Below are 19368 nucleotides of genomic sequence, written 5' to 3' on the forward strand. Positions count from 1 at the left end.
TACTTTTCCGATTTTGGAAACTACACTGTGCAGTGTAATTTTTGGCGCGAGCGGTTTGCCGCGATCGCGCCATTTTTCGAATCTCATGGGAACACCCGCCGTGACCGTCCTCTCCGCCTGCAACCGCCGCGCCTTGCCGCTTTATCCGCAATCCCCCCAACAGCGCGACGGACGTTTCAGCAATCCGCGGCCGCGCCCCGCCATGGGCTTCTGGAAAGGCGCCAAGCTTGCCTGGACCGTCCTCTTTGCCAAACCACGCGGCACGGTTCCCGACATCGCCATCCCCGTGCGCCCGCTGGACCGCGCAGCCCTGGAAGCCGCCCCGGACCGCAGCCTTTACCGGCTTGGACATTCCACCATCCTCATGAAACTGCGCGGCCGCTTCTGGCTGACCGACCCGGTCTTCTCCGAACGCGCTTCGCCCGTGCAATGGGCCGGCCCCGCCCGCTTTCATGCGCCGCCCATCAGCATCGACGACCTGCCTCCGATCGCAGGCGTCATCCTGTCCCACAACCATTACGACCACCTCGACCGCGCCGCCATTGCACAGCTTGCGAGCAAGACCGCGCACTTCATCGCGCCGCTGGGGGTCGGCGACCAACTGGTAGCCTGGGGCATCGACCCCGCCCGCGTCGAGCAATTGGACTGGTGGCAGTCCACCGAGGTCGACGGCCTGCGACTGACCGCCACGCCCGCCCAGCACTTCTCCGGCCGCGGTCTCACCGACAGCGACCGCAGCCTGTGGGCCTCGTGGGTCATCCAGGACGCCGACCTGCGCGTCTTCTTCAGCGGCGACACCGGCTACTTCGACGGCTTCAAGGCCATCGGCGACGCTTACGGCCCCTTCGACCTGACCCTCATGGAAACCGGCGCGTACGACGCGCGCTGGGCCTTCGTCCACATGCGGCCCGAAGAGACCCTTCAGGCACACCTGGACCTGCGCGGCCGCTGGCTGCTGCCGATTCACAACGGCACCTTCGACCTGGCCATGCACCCGTGGGAACAGCCGTTCGAGCGCATCACGGCATTGGCACGGGACCATGGCGTCGATCTGGCCACACCGGTCATGGGAGAGCGCGTCGATATCGGGGCGCCGCAAGCGGGAACGGCTTGGTGGCGCGCCGGGCAGGCGCAGCGGTAAAAACGGGCCGGCCCGGTTGCGCAAGCCGGGCTTACCCATGGCGGCCGTCCAGTACAATCCGCGTTTGGCGACGTTGTGATCGCCCCTCTGTCTGGACCCCAAGCATGTTGCGTCTGTCTGAAATCAAGCTGCCGTTGAACCACACGCCCGAGGAACTGCCCGCGGCAATCCTCAAGAAATTGGGCATTCCGGCCAGCGACCTGAACGGCTTCACCATCTTCCTGCGCAGCTACGATGCGCGCAAAAAGCACAACATCCTGCTCATCTACGCGCTGGATGTCGACGTCGCCAACGAAGCCGCGATCCTCAAACGCTTTCATGACGACCGCAACGTCAAGCCGTCTCCGGACACCGAATACAAATTCGTCGCCCAGGCGCCCGCCACGCTCACCAAGCGCCCCATCGTCATCGGCACCGGCCCCTGTGGCCTCTTTGCCGGCCTCGTGCTGGCGCAGATGGGCTTCAAGCCCATCATCCTGGAACGCGGCAAGGCCGTGCGCGAGCGCACCAAGGACACGTGGGGCCTGTGGCGCAAGCGCGTCCTGAACCCGGACTCCAACGTCCAGTTTGGCGAAGGCGGCGCCGGCACGTTCTCGGACGGCAAGCTATATAGCCAGATCAAGGACCCCAAGCACTACGGCGAAAAGGTCTTGAAGGAATTCGTCCTGGCCGGCGCGCCCGAGGAAATCCTCTACGTCAGCAAGCCTCACATCGGCACATTCCGCCTGGTCGGCATGGTCGAAGTCATGCGCGACACCATCACCAAGCTGGGCGGCGAAGTCCGCTTCTCCAGCCGCGTTGAAACGCTGCACCGCGAAAGCGGCAAGGTCACCGGCGTCACACTGGCAAACGGCGAACACATCGAAGCGGACCACGTCGTCCTCGCCATCGGCCACAGCGCGCGCGACACCTTCCAGATGCTGCTGGACCAGGGTGTCTTCATGGAAGCCAAGCCCTTCTCCATCGGCTTCCGGATCGAACATCCGCAGTCCCTCATCGACCGGGCGCGCTTCGGCCCCAATGCTGGCCACCCGATCCTGGGCGCCTCCGACTACAAGCTGGTGCACCACGCCAGCAACGGCCGCTCCGTCTACAGCTTCTGCATGTGCCCGGGCGGCACGGTAGTCGCGGCCACGTCTGAACCGAACCGCGTCGTCACCAACGGCATGAGCCAGTACTCGCGCAACGAACGCAACGCCAACGCGGGCATCGTTGTGGGGATTTCGCCCGAGGTCGATTACCCGGAGCATGTGCTGGCCGGTGTCGACTTCCAGCGCAAGTGGGAATCTCAGGCCTTCGAACTGGGCGGCCGCAACTACAGCGCGCCCGGTCAGTTGGTGGGCGATTTTCTGGAAGGCAAGGCCTCGACGGAATTCGGCGCGGTGCAGCCGTCTTACACGCCCGGCGTCCACCTGACCGACTTGGCCACCGCCCTGCCCGACTTTGCGATCACTGCGATTCGCGAGGCATTGCCGGCGTTCGACAAGACCATCAAGGGCTTCAACATGCCCGATGCCGTGCTGACGGGCGTAGAAACGCGGACGTCGTCGCCAATTCGCATCAAGCGGGATAACGAGACGCTGGAAAGCATCAATACGCAGGGCTTGTTTCCCGCGGGTGAAGGCGCGGGTTATGCGGGCGGGATTCTGTCGGCGGGGGTGGATGGGATCAAGATTGCTGAGGCTGTGGCGCTGAGCATTATGGGGCGGGCGGGTTAAGTCGCGACCAAACCGCCAGCCGGCCCCCGGGCCGGCTACCCTACCCTGACTTACGCAGCCTCGCGCATCGCCCAGGGCAAGAGAAACTGTCCAATCCGTTCTTCGATGCGGCTCTCCACCGTCTTGAGCCGCAGCACGGCAACGCCGCTTTTTTCCAAAATGCTGTCCTTCAACGCATCCCGCTCCGATTGCTCGAGCGTGCCATGCGTCCCGCCGTCGACTTCGATCACGCCGACGGGCGTTTTACCCACCCTGAAATAAATCACGAAATCGCAGCTTGCGCCCCGTCGCATGAACTCGCGTTCGCGGGCCGTCAGGCCTGGATTGGACATCGCCGCGACTTGATTCAGCGGGACCTGCGAATGACACATCAGCGCGGCGCAGGCTGGTTCAGACAGCGCGTCCCGCAGCAACGCAGCCACGATGCGCTCGGAGCGGTATGCGGAATCTTTCTGCTGCAAGCGAGAGGCAAGCCGATCAAGCGACTTGTCGTATTCGCTATATAACAAGTCAAAGGCCGACACCACGGGCGCGCGCAGGATCTGCTTTTCGTCTGCGTAGTACTCCATGTAGCGGATCAATGCAGCAATCGGACCATTCCCAGCCGTAAAGACATCGTCTCCCGTCACCAATGTGAACCGCTTCTTGGCACGCGACACCGCCACATTGACCATGCGCGCATCGTCAACAAAATTGATCCGCTTTTCGTTCTCGCGCTTTTTATCAAGCACTGTGGAAAAGACGATCTCGTCGCACTCCCGACCTTGAAACTTGTGTACGGTGTCTCGCACAAAATCGCTGGGCAGATGCGATCCGGACAAGACAACCTGGGCTCTGAACGGTGCGATGAACCCTCTTCCTTCATCCTGCCACGCGCCATCCGAGCTCGGCGCTTCCAGGGACGCCATCAGGGAATCCAGTTCGCGAAGATTGGTATTTCCGCGCGAATGGTTTCCCTTGGCGGTAACGACAAGCCTTAACGCCCCGTCGCTTGCGTCGCTGTTCATCGGTATGAGTTCGTTGCCGTAAAACTGCTGATTGCAGAACTGGATGATTCTTGAATGACAGCGATAGTGTTCCTTCAGCAGCGTCCTGGGCAACGTCCCCTTGAACACATCAATGGCCGAATTCAGAAGGCTGTGCTTCTCGCAGTCGTAAGCGGCCGCGGGAGCTGCTACTGCAACACCCGACGGGATGTGCGCGAGCTGTTTGCTGTCGCCAACGATGACGGCGTTCTTCGCGCATCCCAGCGCCAAGATTCCCGGCACGATGTCTTGCTGGGAGGCCTCATCAATGATGACGTAGTCAAGGACCGCGCCCGACTCGATGGAATTGACGATTGAATGCGTGCTGCTGGTAAGGATCGGAAAGCGCTTGAGAAAGGCGTCGAAGTGGCGGCGGTACGTATCCGGTTCAAAAGGCGCAGTGTCTTGCACCTGCTGATGAAGATGCGCTTTCAGATATGTCATCGACCCCGTGGTCATGTCCTTTAGCAGCGCATCGAAGTTTCCGCCGGCCAATACGGCTTCGCAAGCGGCCAACTCCGCGTTCTTCTCGTTGAGCAATCGGTCGTAATACCGCATCTGCAAGTCGTGGACGGCTGCGCGGCGCAGTTCACCGTTCTCAAAGGCTTTGACGCGAATTATCTTGAAGTGCACAAACAGGTCAAACCGATTCCTTAACCCGATGCGCCCGTCGCCAATGTGCCTCAGATAGGCCATCAGATCCGCCATCTTCTGCGCAGACAGCTTGAGCTTACGCAGGGATTCGACGCGCAGGCTTGGGTTTTCCTCCTGCCATTGCTTCAGGTAACGCTGCTCCACCGACACCTCGTCGATTTCCGCCCTGAGCCTTGCCGCGGCGTTGTGCGCGGCCAAGAACCGCTTTAGCTGCGCTAGCGTCTTCTGCAACGACTCCATGTTTTGCGGCAACGCTGGCTCCCCCGCCGGTACCGCAGGCTGAGCCGCAAAAAAATCCTCTCGGTTCTGTTTGCTTCCAAGGCAAGCCACCAGATAGTCCAGCCCGCACTTTCCGAGCTTTTCAAAGACGTTTCCCACGGCCGAATTGTTGTTGGAAAGGATGGCTACCGTTTGGCCTCGCAAAAGGATATTCGCGATGATATTGAGGATGGTCTGCGTCTTGCCCGTTCCTGGCGGCCCTTCGATCACACTTACCTGCGCTTCAAACGCGCGGTTCACTGCCGCCAACTGGCTTTCATTGACGCCAAAGGGAAAGATCATGTTGTCCGCGGGCTGTCGCCGCGCGTTCTGCCCCGTGCAGTAGGCATGCAACGCCGTGTCCGCGCGCGGCGGCAACCGGTCCAACTGGCAGGTCACATTCGCCGCAACCATCTTCTGGTCCCCAGTTGCGGCGTCCTCTCGACCCTTCGCCACCGAGACGAAATACAGGAAAACGTCCCCGCCGTGCAACGGCGCCTGTGGAACAAGTTCGATGTCCGCAAGCTTCTCCACATAGATTTTGGAAGCGCCCGGGTATTCGATGGCGACATATTTTTCACCGTAGACCATAGCCCTCTCGACAGGCTTGGCCACGGCACTTCCCTTCTTCATGCGTAACACGTCGTTCAGCTCACGGGTCGGCTCCACCCGGCAATCGCTGATGGGCCGGCTGAAGGACTTGCCCGAAGGAAACTGACACGTCAGCACCAGGCTCTGGTGCTTGTCGCTCCAGTGGAGTGTCCAGTCGCGGATCTGACGCGTTTTATCTTCACCAAGAACGAATACCGATGCCATAGCTTTGCTACCCAGCGCTCCAAGCCAACTGTCGATTTAACAACGCCGATCTGAATGATCACAAATCCGCCGCGTCCCGCAGCCGCACGCCATCCAAATCCGCGGCACACAGCGCGTCATACATCTCCCGGTCGACCACCGGGTCGATCGACATCAGCGTCTGGCGGAATATGTGCGCATTGCCGACGCGCTCGTCTCGAAATACGAGATTGGCGCCGCCCACGACGCTGTAATACAGCTCGTCTTCGCCAGTCAGGAAATTCCGGTCGTACTTTTTCTTGACCCGCGACGCGTCCACATCCAGCGCGTCGAGCGTGCGCATCACATTACAAAAATAGTATTGCGGCCCCGGCGAGCCGTCGGCCTGCGTATAGTCGCAAGCACTGAACACAAAGGCCTCAGGATCGACCGACTCGAAGACCTGCCTCAACGGCTCCGAGACGATCCAGATGCCGCACCACTGCTCGAATTGCCGAAGCGCTCCGCCTTCTTCCGGCACATGGACGATGTGCGGCCGTTCGCAATATTGCGAAGGATCGCCGTCGGGCGCTTCCATCGTGTACATGCCGGGCCGAATCAGCTTTTCCTCGTTGGCGATTACCAGGCCCGGGCCAATGCCATCGCTCCAGATGCTTGCGCTAAGGACGAAGTATTTTCCCTTTTGCGATTCAAACGTCATCACGTGAGCATTCTCCGGGGCAAGCCTCGCGCGTCTGAACGGCCAGGCGTTGGAAGTCGGTAGCGGCAAATCGGCCAGTCAGGCCGGCGTGCGAGGGAACTCAAGGCTCACAATCGTAACGCCAACAAGCGCCACCGCGATTATGCAGATGGCCGCGTCTGCGTCAGCCCCGTGGGCGGCCCGTCGATCGCCGTCCATCCCGCATCCACCGCCAGGCTGCTGCCCGAAATGTAGCTCGCGGCATCCGACGCCAGAAACGCCACCGCAGCGCCCACCTCGGAAGGCTGGCCCCAGCGGTTCAATACCGTGTGGCCGGCGTAGGTGTTGTAGATCTCGGGACGTTCCTTCAGCGGCTCGGTCAGACGGGTCTCGATGATGCTAGGCATCACCGCGTTGACGCGCACGCCGTAGCTGCCGACCTCGGCCGCGAACGCCTTGACCATCTGCTCGATGCCCGCCTTGGTGGCCGCATAAATGCCGAGCCCCGGCTCGATCGTCACGGCGCGCATCGACGAACACAGGATCAGGCTGCCAGTGCCCTGCTTCATCATCGGTCGGCCAAAGTGGCGCATGAAGTGAAAGGCGCCGCGCAGGTTCAGGTTCACCACCTGGTCGAATTCTTCTTCCGTGTAATCGATGATGAGCTTGCGAATGTTCAGCGCCGGGGTTGCCACCGCGATGTCGATCCGGTTTTTTTCATCCAGAACGCTGGCGGCCAATTGCGCGATGGACTCGCCGCTGGCGGCATCGGTCTGCATCCAGTTGGCCGCACCGGCGCCGTCGATGATCTGCTGCGCCGTGATTTGCGCGCCGCTCTCGTCGCGGTCCGCGCACATCACGTAAGCGCCCATCGCGCCCAGCGCGTGCGCCGACGCCTGACCGATGCCGGACGCCGCGCCCAGCACGACGGCGATCTTGCCTTGAAGACTGAAAAGTTGGGGATAGTTGGTCATGAAGCTTCGGTGAGGAGTGTTATGGATATGGACTGGCCCGTTGCGGCTATCGGACTACTTGTGCGGGATGCCAATTACTCCTCGCGCCGGTCGGACAGCCCAACGATAAGGATCGCTCGCCGCGAACGTCAGATCGCGAAAAAAGGATACGGACCGCTGGCCGAGGCCATCCGACTGCCCAAGACGCGGACGCTTGGCTATTATCCTTGCATGATCCAAGCCCCGCCTATCGCAATCGCCGCGCAGATCGACGACGCCAGACGCGTTATCGAACACCATCTCGGATCCGGCTTGGCCGCCATCCATCTATTCGGCTCCTCTGTCGACGGCGGGTTGCAACCCGAAAGCGATATCGACCTGCTCGTCACCGTAACTGATCCGCCCGACTCGGCCACGCTCCGTGCTTTGGCGATAGAACTGCTGACGGTCTCCGCGCCACCGGGCCAGTCGCCCAGTTTGCGCGCACTTGAAGTCACCGTGATGACGCTTCAGCATGTCGTGCCTTGGCGCCACCCGGCCCGCCGTGAGCTGCAGTTTGGCGAATGGCTGCGTGAGGATTTGCTGGCGGGCATCGTGGAGCCGCCGATGCTGGACCACGACCTCGCCATCATGTTGACCAAGGTGCTAGGAGACAGCATCCCGGTCGTCGGCCCGCCCGCCCGTCAGCTTTTTGAAGCGGTTCCGCATAAAGACCTGACGCGCGCACTGCTCGACACGGTCGCCCAATGGAACCAGCCGGAGGACTGGGCAGACGAAGAACGAAACATCATCCTGGCGCTGGCGCGCATCTGGTACACCGCTGTGACTGGAGAGATCGCTTCAAAGGCGGACGCGGCGACTTGGCTGCTGGAGCGGATCGAACCGGCGTATCGACCGGTTCTCGGCCACGCGCGGGCGATCTATCTTGGCCAAGCGCAGGACGATTTGGCGCAACGGCATGCGATTGAAACCGAGGCGTTCATCATTCACGCGCGTCGAGTCATCGAGGGTCTTTGTTCAAGCGATTGACGGCGGAACTGGCGCATGACCTTCATTGCACCGCGCATCATAGGGCGCCCACCTGGCCGCTGACATCGCTGCTAAAGCGCACGGCGGGGGCACGCAGCACGGCGCGCCGCCTGCCCCATATGCTCGGTGCAGCGACTGCCAAACCTGCACATCAAGTCGCTGATTCGGAAGCCGGTCAGTTACTGCTGCGAAGAACCGATCTGCAGGACCGAAGCGTCGCGCTGCATATAGCGGTTCATGATCTGGCTAAGAATCGGATTGCCCACAGTCTCCGCCTTTGGCGCAGTCAAGCTGACGACCGCCGCGCACATTTTGCCGGCCTGGACGGTATGTCCCTTCACATCAGCTTGAACGGTAGCGGCCGTGCCCTGCTTCCACGCAGCGCCTACACCGTCGACCGCCTGCTGAGCGGCGGCGCAATCGGCGTAGGACAGAGAAATCACAACGGCAGGTACATCCTTGACCTGCACGTCCGCGATGATGCCCCCAAAGTAAGGCGGAATGCCGCGCCCGCTGGACGCCGCGGCCGCCTGAAGATTCTGCTTCGCGCTATCCAGATCGCCGGGCGATCCCGACAACACCTTGGCCGGATCGACCCCTTGCAGACCAAACACCGGCGAGATGACGGCCGCTTGCACGATCCTGCCGCCTTCCGAAGGCACGGCTTCCTTCAACCCGGCCACGGCAGCCGCCACGATCTCGCTGTCCGCAACGGACGGCGCAGTCTGGGACAGCGTCTTCATTCCCGCCGGCCCTGCCGCCTGCACCAACGCCGTATCAAGCGGCAAGACAAACGTAGGCATGCCCATCGTGCCCCGCCATGGCTGTTGCCCGGTGGCGTTGGTCAGGTCGGGCTTATTGGGCTCACCGTTTGCCAACAGGCCAGCCACATCGCCGGCCACCGGTTTGAACTCAGCCTGCTTCAGTCGATCCACAAACTTCGCCGCGGCTTGTTTGTCCTTCAGGCCCCAGTAGGTGACATTGCCGGGCGACTGGCCAAATCCGGCGAAATAGGACAACTCATCGAACGGGATATGCGCGCTATCGGACCACTTGTCCAGACCGTGACCGATGGATTGAAGCGGCGTGATTGCCTGGGCAATGGACAACCGACGCATGGCGTCGGCGGTGGGTCCGGTCTTTTCAAGGCCCCGCCACACTTGCACGTCCAGGAAAGATATCTGTATTGCTTCAGGGGCGCTCAACACCACCTGCGGTACTTGCTTCAAGGCCTGCTGTAAGGTTTGCGTACTGTCCTGTGCAGCCACCGACGTGCCACAAACAGTCATCAAGCCAAGTGCAAGGGCCTTTAAGCGCATCCGATATCTCCTGTGGGGCGTTACCTAAATGAGATCGGGCAGTATATCAATGGTCGGTCACCATTTATGGAGCCCCGATGAGCGGCCGATGAAGCACTCATGATTGCGACGTACACCGCCCCGATCTTCATTGCCTCGTCCAGTGCCAGGAGGAGCGCGCTATCTTCCAAACCAAACGTTAGACGGACTGCGATTGGAGTGTTCCTGATCTGCTCCGCAACGGTGTTTCTGGTTGCGCACTACGTGAGGCTGCTTCCGTTCGACAGAAGTCTGGCGTCCGCCGCAGTAACGGCACCCATATTCACCTTGGGTTTCTATGGCTTTTGCTGGGGATGGTCACAGAGCAAGAGATAACGAAACACTATCCGCCGTCCGGTCAAAAATGCCGAAAGCCCGCGTTTAAGCGGGCTCTCGGCGTCATGCTTACTGCTTAATGCCGGTGTAGGCCGGCCGCAGGATCACTCCCACTCAATCGTCGCCGGCGGCTTGCTGGACACGTCGTACACCACCCGATTGATCCCGCGCACTTCGTTGATAATCCGCGAAGAAACGCGAGCCAACAACGGATGCGGCAGCGGCGCCCAATCAGCCGTCATGAAGTCAAACGTCTGCACCGCACGCAGCGCCACGACATACTCATACGTACGCCCGTCGCCCATCACTCCCACCGACTTCACCGGCAGGAACACGGCAAACGCCTGCGAAGTCAGCTCATACCAGGTCAGGCCGCTGGCCTCGTCCTTGGTATTGCGCAGTTCTTCAATAAAGATCGCATCGGCCCGGCGCAGCAGTTCGGCATACTCATGCTTCACTTCGCCCAGGATGCGCACACCCAGACCCGGACCCGGGAACGGATGGCGGTAGACCATCTGCGGCGGCAGACCCAGCGCCACGCCCAGTTCGCGGACTTCGTCCTTGAACAGTTCGCGCAGGGGCTCCAGCAGTTGCAGGTTCAGCGTGTCCGGCAGGCCGCCCACGTTGTGGTGCGACTTGATCGACGTGGCCTTGCCCGTCTTGGCGCCAGCGGATTCAATGACGTCGGGGTAGATCGTGCCCTGGGCCAGCCACTTGGCGCTCTTCTGCTTGCCAGCTTGTTCCTGGAAGACTTCGACGAATTCGCGGCCGATGATCTTGCGCTTGGCTTCGGGGTCGGCAACGCCGGCCAGTTTGCCCATGAATTGCGCGGTGGTGTCGACGTGAATGATCTTCACGCCCATGTTTTCGGCGAAGGTCTGCATGACCTGCTTGCCTTCGTCCAGACGCAGCAAGCCGTGGTCGACGAAAACGCAGGTGAGCTGGTCGCCGATGGCCTTGTGGATCAGTGCCGCGGCCACCGAGGAGTCCACGCCGCCGGACAGGCCCAGGATGACTTCGTCGGTGCCGACCTGTTCGCGGATGCGGGCGACGGCTTCGGAGACGTAGTCGGGCATGTTCCAGTCGCCCGTGCATTCGCAGATTTCGTTCACGAAGCGGGCCAGCATGGCCTTGCCCTGAACGGTGTGCGTGACTTCGGGGTGGAACTGGACGGCGTAGAAGCGGCGGTCTTCGTCGGCCATGCCGGCGATGGGGCAGGACGGCGTGGAGGCCATCAGCTTGAAGCCGGGGGGCAGTTCGGTGACCTTATCGCCGTGGCTCATCCAGACCTTGAGCATGCCGTGGCCTTCGGGCGTGCTGAAATCTTCAAGGCCTTCCAGCAGCTTGGTGTGACCGTGAGCGCGGACTTCGGCGTAGCCGAATTCGCGGTGGTCGGAAAAGCTGACCACGCCGCCCAGTTGCTGCGCCATGGACTGCATGCCGTAGCAGATGCCCAGCACGGGAACGCCCAGCTCGAACACGGCGTGCGGCACGCGCATGGAGCCCTCTTCGTAGGCCGAAGCGTGGCTGCCGGACAGGATGATGCCCTTCAGACCCTGCGCCTGCTGTTCGCGCACGAAGGCGTCGTCGACGTCGCCAGGGTGGACTTCGGAATAGACGCCGGCTTCGCGGACGCGGCGGGCGATCAGCTGGGTGACTTGCGAACCGTAGTCGAGGATAAGAATGCGCTGGTGCATGGAGACTCTACCCGTTGGAAATAAAACCGCACCGGCAGACCCGCTGTTCTTTGCGGATCTGCCGGTGCGTGATGCATGACATTGTAGTTGACTGTGCGGATCAGTCGGCGCGGTAGTTGGGCGCTTCCTTGGTGATCTGCACGTCGTGCACGTGGGACTCGCGCACGCCCGCGGAGGTGATCTCCACGAACTCGGTCTTGGTGCGCATGTCGTCGATGGTGGCGGCGCCGCAGTAACCCATGGAGGCGCGGATGCCGCCGACCAGTTGGTAAATGATGGCGAGCACGCTGCCCTTGTAGGGGACGCGGCCTTCGATGCCTTCGGGGACCAGCTTGTCGGCGTTGTTGGCCGGGTCCTGGAAGTAGCGGTCGGCCGAGCCTTCCGTCATGGCGCCCAGGCTGCCCATGCCGCGGTACGACTTGTACGACCGGCCCTGGAACAGCACAACTTCGCCGGGGGCTTCTTCGGTGCCGGCAAACATGCCGCCCATCATGCATGCGAACGCGCCAGCGGCCAGCGCCTTGGCGACGTCGCCCGAGTAGCGGATGCCGCCGTCGGCGATGAGCGGAACGCCCGTGCCTTCCAGCGCCTTGGCCACTTCGGAGATGGCGTGGATCTGCGGCACGCCGACGCCGGCCACGATACGCGTGGTGCAGATGGAGCCCGGGCCGATGCCGACCTTGACGCCGTCGGCGCCGTGCTCGACCAGCGCGCGCGCGGCGGCTGCGGTGGCGATGTTGCCGCCGATGACTTCAACCTTGGGGTAGTTCTGCTTGACCCAGCGCACGCCTTCGAGCACGCCCTTGGAGTGGCCGTGCGCGGTGTCGACGATGAGCACGTCGACGCCAGCGGCGACCAGCTTTTCCACGCGCTCTTCGGTGTTGCCGCCCACGCCCACCGCTGCGCCAACGCGCAGTTGACCTTGGGCGTCTTTGCTGGCCATCGGGTGTTCGGTGTTCTTGACGATGTCCTTGACGGTGGCAAGACCACGCAGTTCAAAACCGTCGTTCACGATCAGCACGCGTTCCAGACGGTGCTTGTGCATCAGGGCCTGCGCTTCGTCGAGCGTGGCGCCTTCCTTCATGGTGACCAGGCGTTCCTGCGGCGTCATGATGTTGCGCAGGGGCTGATCCAGGTTTTCTTCGAAGCGCAGATCGCGGTTGGTGACGATGCCGACCAGCTTGCGGCCTTCAACGACCGGCAGGCCCGAGATGCCATGCTGGCGCTGCAACGCAATGGCGTCGCGCACTTTCATCTGGGGGGTGACGGTGACCGGATCGATCACGATGCCGAATTCGTGACGCTTGACGCGAGCCACTTCACGCGCTTGCGCGTCAGCGGAGAGATTCTTGTGGATGATCCCGATGCCGCCTTCTTGCGCCATGGCGATGGCCAGACGCGATTCGGTGACGGTGTCCATGGCGGCGGACACGAGGGGGATGTTCAGGCTGATGTTGCGAGTCAGGCGCGTGGCCAGGGAGGTGTCGCGCGGCAACACCTCGGAATACGCAGGCACCAACAACACATCGTCGAAGGTGAGCGCTTTTTGAACGAGACGCATGGGTAACTCCGGGCGCAAAGCGAGATTATACGCCGTCGGCATGTTTTGACTAGGTGTTAACCATAGGTCCGGGTGGATATTTATGACACTTGATCAGACCCCAATTTGCGGACTGCGAACCTGGCCTTGGGCCGCCCGCCAATTCATCCCGCGCGTTGACGCGCCCGCCCGGCTGCTCTTATGTTCGTGTACACGTTATCGACTTTGCGGGGTTTTCCGCCATGCCGCAGCTGGTCTTGCTTCTGTTGGGAGTCCCCTACCTGCGCCAGCGATGGCGCGCGCTGGCCATCGCCGGCGCGGTGTTCCTCGTGGCCGGTATCGTCGTGTTCATCGATGCCCTGGACGACGCCCTCTACTTTCCGCTCAACGCCTTTGCCGTCCTCTTCATCATCGAAGGTCTGGGCACGCTGCTGATCGCTTCCAGCGGCGTCGGGGGCCAGCGCGTGCTGCGCTATGCGAAAGGGTTGTTCGTTCTCGTGGCGGGCGGGCTGATTCTCGCGGGGCATCATCACGGACACTTTGTCCTGTCGATGATCTTCGGCGCGTTGTTCCTGGTGGATGGGTTGCTGCAGTGCATCGCGGGGTACGTCGTGCGCTACGAGCGCTGGCGCTACGCGTTTGCCGGCGGCGTGGCGGAAATTCTGCTGGCGATCTTTTTCTTCCAGCCGTACCCCACGAATTACGTGGGTACCGTGCCGTATTGCCTTGGGCTATTCCTCGGCATTGCGGGCGCAAAGCTGCTGTGGCTGGCGCGCCGCGTCCGGCATCTGGCCTCGAACCCCGCCTTCGCCGCCACGCAGTCGATGGGCTTTGCACCTGCCGCGCCGGAGCAGGCCAAGCCGCAAATCTGGGACGGCCCGCCTGCCGATTCCGAGCGCGCGCTGACCGTCCACGTCTGGACGCCATCGGGCTCGGCCAAGGCGCAGACCCGCAGCTATCCGCTGGTGGACCGCTACATCGCAGCGGTCGACGTCAACGGCGTCATCTCAACGGGACACGCGGCGCTGGAGTCACCCGAAGGCATCTACATCAGCCTGTACCCGAAGGAGGAAATCGACCGGTCGCCCGACGACTTCGGCGCCCTGCTTCGCGCCACGGCCGACAACGACATACCGGGGGTCTATCAACCCGATTACGCGACCGAGTCAAACGCCTGGTGCCCGTCGAACGTACGCGTGCGTATCCGGAACTACGATGCGGACAAGCTGGCGGCGTTTTGGCAGGAGTACCGCAAAAACGCCACCTACAACCTCACCCACCGCAACTGCTCAAGCACCGTGTCACGGGCGCTGGACGCCGCGCTGGATGGCGTCGTGGGACGCCTGCATGGCGGCGAGGCCGGCTGGCGGGTGCTGCTCCGGCTGCTGCTGACGCCCGAGCTCTGGGTGGCCGCGCAAATCCGCAAGCGTGCCCTCACGATGGCCTGGACCCCGGGCCTGACGCTGGACTACGCCCGTGCCATGAGCATGCTGGCGGACCCGCGGCCATTCGGGTGGTGGAAGATGTCGCAACACGCGGTGCGCCGGATTGCCGAATTGCGCGCGGGATGGCGGTCGCAGGACCGGGAATCGCCGGCTCGCCGACCGCGGACCTGAGCCGCGCGCACGCTGTTGCAATTGAACCCTGGAGAATCGCGGACCGCGGGCGTAACGTGAAAACGCGGCATATGCCGCGTTGCCTTTGCAGGTGCGCACCATGACGCCCACGACTTCCCGCCCCGATCCCCACCAAGCGGCCCCGGCCGCCGCACCCGACACGCATGCGCCGCCGCATGCGGAAAAAGAGCGCGCAAAGTCCGATCACCAGCACGAAGAAGCCCGGCGCAAGGCGCTGGTCGGTTCCCAGCACAAGGAGAACACGCGCGCCGTGGCGGCGCCGCGCTATCACGGACATCGGGGCGGCTGAAGGCGCCGGTTCCCGCGCTTGCCGGCCGCGCGCATTTCGACAGCGCGCTCGTCGGCAACGCGCCCCGCGGACCGCCCGAACGGGTTTTTGCGGTATGTTTCTGCAAACCCCGACGGATCCCGACGATGCAGTCCGACGAAAACTACCTTCTCTATGACGGCGATTGCCCCTTCTGCTCGAACTACGTGCGGATGATGCGGCTGCGCAAGGCCGCTGGGCCTATCGCCATGCTGAACATGCGCGACCATCCCGACCTGGCCGCGCACCATCGCGCGCAAGGCTATGACTTGAACCAGGGCATGCTGTTGCAACTGGACGGCCGCGACTACTGGGGCGCGGACGCCATCCACCGGCTGGCCTTGCTCAGCACGGGCAGCGATGTGTTCAATCGCCTGAACGCCACCATATTCAGCAACGCGTGCCTGTCCAAGGCGCTCTATCCCTTCATGCGCACCGGCCGCAGCCTGACGTTGACGTTGCTGGGCAAAAAAAAGATGCCTTGACGCGGTTGCGGCGCAATTTCCGCACAATGCTGACGGCCAGGCGCACGCCTGCGGAACGCTCGTTCGCCAGTAGCAGGCCGGCCACCCGCAAGCCTATACACCCTGACAACCGGAACTGACCTGATGATCTATTTCTTTGGCGCCCTGCTTCTCGCGTCTACGCTGGCCGCTGCCGTCTACCGCCGCATGCAGCGCAGACCCGAGGACTCCGGCCGCGCCATGTCGCGCGACATGCTGTCGGGCGCCGCGATCTTCGCATTCATGGGACCGGCCGTCGCCATAGTGCTCATCGCTGTGACCATGTCGATCGGCGCCCAGGATCCGGAACTGCTCCTGTTCGGTCTCTATGGACTGCCGTGGGCGTATCTGTTTGGCGGTGTGCCGGCGCTCTTTTGCGGGTTGACGGCGGGCGCGCTCAAGCCCGTCGCGCCGTCCTGGCTGGCCATCCTGCGCATGGGGCTCATTGGCGCGGCGTATGCCTTTGTCTTTTTGCTGACGTTTGGCAGCCGCGACAGATCGTTGGCAGCGCTGGGATTTCCGCTGTTCATGGGCGCCCTGCCCGCCGCAGTCGCCGGTCTGCTGTGCGCGCGGGTGTTCTACGGCAAGCCGGTGGCTATTCGCTAGCCCAATTCAAATCCGGCGACGCGGCGCCGTGCGCATGAAAGTACAACAGCGCGGACGCCGCCTTGGAACGGTCTACGCACTGGTACTGCGGATAACTGCCTGATTGGCCACCCGCCACCAGGTCCTGGTCGTGGTCTTCGGATTTGGCGGGGTCGATCAGCGTGTGGATCCGCGTGTCGCCGCCGGATGAGATGAACACGACATAGGCGCCATCACCGCCGCCGATCGACATGACCGTGTCGTCGTCAATCACGAAGGCGGTCGAGCTGAAGACCGCGCCATCCAGCCTGTCCAGGGCGGCGAGCAGGTCGCCCTCGGTCGGGGATTCATGCGCGCGGGTCTGTTCCTGGTCGCCTTGACGCATGTTTTCGATGATTCTGACGATTTTCACGGTGCTCCATTCGCCGGCTAGCGGCGCGTTGAGGGGTGGTCGCATGCAAGGGATCACATGCAAGGGGAATCACGGCCGATACTACATTGGCCGCGATCCAAGCCGCCATTGACCACGCTGGAACGTTAGCGAATCACTGAGCGCGCGACGTGCGCGCGAAGAAGAATCGCAGCATCTCGGCCGTCGCATCCGGACCGGTCCGATCCGTGTAGGACCCTTGCTCCGAGCCGCCTGCCCAGGCATGGCCGGCGCCGTGGACATCCCAGCGTTCGGCGACGATGTTGCCCGCCGCATCGCGGTATACATGCTGCGTGCTATCGCGCATGCTGCCCGCGCCCGCCACGCGAACGGTTTCGACACGCGCGTTGGGCCCCACGCTGGCCGCGATCACGTTGCCGGCATTGGCGGGATTGACGGTGGCGTCGCGATCGCCATGGAACACGATGACCGGCACGCCGTTGCCGGCCGGTGCGGCGGGTTTCAGGCCCACGCCCTTCATGGCGGACAGCGCCGAAGGCAGGTCCGTCGCCGCGCCAGCGGCCAACCCCGAATGCACACCTGCCGCCGCATACAGTTCGGGATAAGCGCCCGCCAGAATCGCTGCCATCGCCCCGCCCGCCGACAGTCCCGCGACATACACGCGCGTGGGATCAATGTTGTGGGCGGCGATCACCTCGCGCGTCATGCCCGCAAGGATGGACGGCTCGCCCCGGCCTGGCTGCTGATGGTTGTGCTTGAACCAGTTCCAGCACTTCTGCGGATTGGCGTCGCGCGATTGCACGGGGTACAGCACATGAAAGCCCTGCTCGCGCGCAGCCGCATTCATGGCGGTGCCCGCGGCGAAATCGTCTGCGTCCTGCGTGCATCCGTGCAGCATGACCACCAGCGGACGCGGCGTGCCATCCGGGTTGGGCGGCACATACAGCTTGTAGGCGCGCTGCCCGGACGAATTGCGGAATGACCCCGCCGTGAACGTATCGCCCGCGCCGGCGGGTTTTGGGACGGACTGCGCAGCGTCGCCGGAAACGTGCGGCGCCGCGCTGGAGGCTTGGACGGAATCCGGAACTTCCCAAGCCTCCACGTCGATGACGTCGGCATCGTCCTGCCGGGCAGGCGCGGCAGCCAGGCCGTTTCGCAGGGCGGCCTGGATGGCGGCAGTTGCTGCCGTCAGATCGCCGGCCTGGGTGAGCTGGGTAGCCCGGTGCATGAGGTGCTGGAAATCAGGGTGCATAGCGTGACCTTTGTTTGCGCCGCGAGGGTCAGCGGATGCGCTGACGCAGGGCGGCTTTGACGGCGGGGCTGGCATGTAGCGCCCCCAATACCGTCAGGGATTCGATCGTGGCGAGCGCAAGCTCGGGCGTGACGTCGGAGGCAATGGTTGCCAGGCCCAGCACCCGGATCTGAAGCATTTCGCCCGCGGTTTGTACCGCGAGCAAATCCTGGGCGGTGTAGTGCTGGATGCCCAGCACCAGCGTCTTGCGGCTGACGGCCTGGCGCACGGCGTCGCCGTGGGTGGCAAGTTGATTGCGGATGGCCGTGCGGATGAGGTCCGTGCGGTTGGCGTAGAACCCTTCCTGGACGAGCAAATCAATCTGGCCCAGGTCGACATAACCCAGGTTGATGGTGATTTTTTCGTCCGCAGGCTTTGGCGTGGAGGCGAGTTGAGAGGTGCGAGGCGGCATGGATCGAATAATAAACCATCCACTTGGATGGTCTATGGATGTTTCAACTTGATAGATCTGCCTGCTCGACGCGGTGCTGGTCTTCGGATGCCGGTCTTATTGACGCTGGCAGGGCAGGCGCCGGTCCGCTACCGTCGTCGTGAACCCCAGGGGATTCTCATGGCGCCACGCCTTGCATCGGGATTGCTCGTGTCAATTGCCTGCTCCGCGGCGGCGGTCGCCCAGCCGGTTCCGCCCGACCTGTATGGCGCCCTGATCGTCTCTTCAACCTATCGTTACTACGCCTCGATCCTGTATGGCACCGACGCCGCGGCCCGCCGCAGCGCGCTCACCGCTTGCCAGGAAGATGAACCCCGCGCCACCTGCGCGGTGTACGCCAGCTTCAGGAACCAATGCGTGGCGGTGGCCGCTAACGGCGCGCAGCACTTCGTCGCCCTCGGCGACAAGGCGTGGGACCGGCAGCGGACTGGCGATTACAGCCTGGGGTTATGCCGCCACCAGACGGGTTCCGGGTGCAGACTGGTGCTTAGCGCGTGCTCGACCCACGCGCAGCAGGCGGAGGACCAAAGCGTCCGCGCGGGCCCGGACGGGGTGATCAGGGCGGATTTCCAAGTCCATCACGCCGCCCGACTTGTCCGATGAATTACAGTCTGTCGGGCAATACTCACCCGAAAGGAAAGCATCATGGAAAATCCGTTTGGCGATTCCGACGAGCCGTCCAGCGACCATCGGCAATATCTGGTCCTGATCGCGGCATCCAAAGACAACGCCGCCCTCGCGCAGAAAATCCTGGAAAACATCAAGACGCACGTGGATGAGCGCGCCGCGCCTTTGTGGATCGACGCGAAGGGAATCGGCGTGCTGGTGACGACGGACCTGGTCGCCTCCGAGATCTGGCGCGAGATGTTCCAGAAGGCGCCGGGACAGGATTATGGCGACACGCGCAACCTGCTTATCCTGGAAATCGGCAAGGATTGGGCCGCCCGCCGGGACGACAAGATCGAACACTGGTTGGCCAGCCGCGTCGGCGCGCCGTTGTCCGCGCCGAATCGCCCCAAGCGCCGCTAGATAGAAGTCTGG

At 62.9% G+C, this 19368-nt stretch carries 18 protein-coding genes; 9 read left to right on the forward strand and 9 right to left on the reverse strand.

Annotated elements, in window-relative coordinates:
* The first annotated feature begins 85 nt into the window (after positions 1-85).
* Positions 86-1141 carry an MBL fold metallo-hydrolase gene (locus B2W22_RS07890; protein ID WP_414631943.1) on the forward strand — a complete coding sequence of 352 codons (1056 nt, stop codon included), beginning with the start codon at positions 86-88 and terminating at the stop codon, positions 1139-1141.
* A 104-nt stretch (positions 1142-1245) separates the two neighbouring features.
* Entirely contained in the window at positions 1246-2859 is a 1614-nt protein-coding gene (locus B2W22_RS07895; RefSeq protein WP_286937074.1) for an NAD(P)/FAD-dependent oxidoreductase, read from the forward strand.
* Between the two features lie 50 nt (positions 2860-2909).
* Here B2W22_RS07895 and B2W22_RS07900 read toward each other — a convergent pair whose 3' ends face one another.
* The 3 genes from B2W22_RS07900 to B2W22_RS07910 form a co-directional block, all read right to left on the reverse strand.
* A complete protein-coding gene (locus B2W22_RS07900) occupies positions 2910-5612 on the reverse strand; it encodes an AAA domain-containing protein (protein ID WP_286937076.1) in 2703 nt (900 codons plus the stop codon).
* Between the two features lie 58 nt (positions 5613-5670).
* A complete protein-coding gene (locus B2W22_RS07905; RefSeq protein ID WP_286937342.1) occupies positions 5671-6291 on the reverse strand; it encodes an imm11 family protein in 621 nt (206 codons plus the stop codon).
* 140 nt (positions 6292-6431) lie between these two features.
* Complete coding sequence (locus tag B2W22_RS07910) at positions 6432-7244, reverse strand: SDR family NAD(P)-dependent oxidoreductase (protein ID WP_286937079.1); 813 nt, start codon at positions 7242-7244, stop codon at positions 6432-6434.
* 210 nt (positions 7245-7454) lie between these two features.
* Here B2W22_RS07910 and B2W22_RS07915 point away from each other — a divergent pair, with 210 nt between their 5' ends.
* The gene (locus B2W22_RS07915; protein ID WP_286937343.1) at positions 7455-8252 is read left to right on the forward strand and encodes an aminoglycoside adenylyltransferase family protein; all 798 of its coding nucleotides are present in this window, start codon (positions 7455-7457) and stop codon (positions 8250-8252) included.
* A 179-nt stretch (positions 8253-8431) separates the two neighbouring features.
* Here B2W22_RS07915 and B2W22_RS07920 read toward each other — a convergent pair whose 3' ends face one another.
* The 3 genes from B2W22_RS07920 to guaB all read right to left on the reverse strand — a co-directional run bounded on the left by B2W22_RS07920 (position 8432) and on the right by guaB (position 13183).
* Positions 8432-9571: a hypothetical protein gene (locus tag B2W22_RS07920; RefSeq protein ID WP_286937080.1), complete on the reverse strand. Its 1140-nt coding sequence runs from the start codon at positions 9569-9571 to the stop codon at positions 8432-8434.
* Between the two features lie 458 nt (positions 9572-10029).
* The gene (gene guaA / locus B2W22_RS07925) at positions 10030-11622 is read right to left on the reverse strand and encodes a glutamine-hydrolyzing GMP synthase (RefSeq protein WP_286937082.1); all 1593 of its coding nucleotides are present in this window, start codon (positions 11620-11622) and stop codon (positions 10030-10032) included.
* Between the two features lie 100 nt (positions 11623-11722).
* Positions 11723-13183, reverse strand: coding sequence for an IMP dehydrogenase (gene guaB, locus B2W22_RS07930; RefSeq protein WP_175121189.1), 1461 nt, complete (start codon positions 13181-13183; stop codon positions 11723-11725).
* Between the two features lie 221 nt (positions 13184-13404).
* On the opposite strand from guaB, the gene B2W22_RS07935 reads away from it, so the two are divergent.
* The 4 genes from B2W22_RS07935 to B2W22_RS07950 all read left to right on the forward strand — a co-directional run bounded on the left by B2W22_RS07935 (position 13405) and on the right by B2W22_RS07950 (position 16215).
* A complete protein-coding gene (locus B2W22_RS07935; protein ID WP_286937084.1) occupies positions 13405-14778 on the forward strand; it encodes an HdeD family acid-resistance protein in 1374 nt (457 codons plus the stop codon).
* A 100-nt stretch (positions 14779-14878) separates the two neighbouring features.
* The gene (locus B2W22_RS07940; protein WP_218344186.1) at positions 14879-15088 is read left to right on the forward strand and encodes a hypothetical protein; all 210 of its coding nucleotides are present in this window, start codon (positions 14879-14881) and stop codon (positions 15086-15088) included.
* A gap of 125 nt (positions 15089-15213) precedes the next feature.
* Positions 15214-15591 (forward strand): DCC1-like thiol-disulfide oxidoreductase family protein, encoded by a 378-nt coding sequence (locus tag B2W22_RS07945; protein WP_286937087.1) that lies wholly within the window; start codon positions 15214-15216, stop codon positions 15589-15591.
* A 123-nt stretch (positions 15592-15714) separates the two neighbouring features.
* Complete coding sequence (locus tag B2W22_RS07950; protein WP_175121186.1) at positions 15715-16215, forward strand: hypothetical protein; 501 nt, start codon at positions 15715-15717, stop codon at positions 16213-16215.
* Here the strand turns inward: B2W22_RS07950 and B2W22_RS07955 are convergent.
* The 3 genes from B2W22_RS07955 to B2W22_RS07965 all read right to left on the reverse strand — a co-directional run bounded on the left by B2W22_RS07955 (position 16205) and on the right by B2W22_RS07965 (position 18288).
* Complete coding sequence (locus B2W22_RS07955; protein WP_286937090.1) at positions 16205-16606, reverse strand: Imm1 family immunity protein; 402 nt, start codon at positions 16604-16606, stop codon at positions 16205-16207. The genes B2W22_RS07950 and B2W22_RS07955 overlap by 11 nt on opposite strands.
* Before the next feature lie 133 nt (positions 16607-16739).
* Positions 16740-17837 (reverse strand): alpha/beta hydrolase family esterase, encoded by a 1098-nt coding sequence (locus B2W22_RS07960; RefSeq protein ID WP_286937091.1) that lies wholly within the window; start codon positions 17835-17837, stop codon positions 16740-16742.
* A 28-nt stretch (positions 17838-17865) separates the two neighbouring features.
* Positions 17866-18288 carry a CopG family transcriptional regulator gene (locus B2W22_RS07965; RefSeq protein WP_175121184.1) on the reverse strand — a complete coding sequence of 141 codons (423 nt, stop codon included), beginning with the start codon at positions 18286-18288 and terminating at the stop codon, positions 17866-17868.
* A gap of 159 nt (positions 18289-18447) precedes the next feature.
* On the opposite strand from B2W22_RS07965, the gene B2W22_RS07970 reads away from it, so the two are divergent.
* Entirely contained in the window at positions 18448-18930 is a 483-nt protein-coding gene (locus B2W22_RS07970) for a DUF4189 domain-containing protein (RefSeq protein WP_175121183.1), read from the forward strand.
* A 42-nt stretch (positions 18931-18972) separates the two neighbouring features.
* Entirely contained in the window at positions 18973-19356 is a 384-nt protein-coding gene (locus B2W22_RS07975) for a hypothetical protein (RefSeq protein ID WP_286937092.1), read from the forward strand.
* The last annotated feature ends 12 nt before the right edge of the window (positions 19357-19368 follow it).

Origin of the sequence: Achromobacter sp. UBA4530 (genome assembly GCF_002388205.1) — a bacterium.
Lineage (GTDB): Bacteria > Pseudomonadota > Gammaproteobacteria > Burkholderiales > Burkholderiaceae_B > Achromobacter > Achromobacter animicus.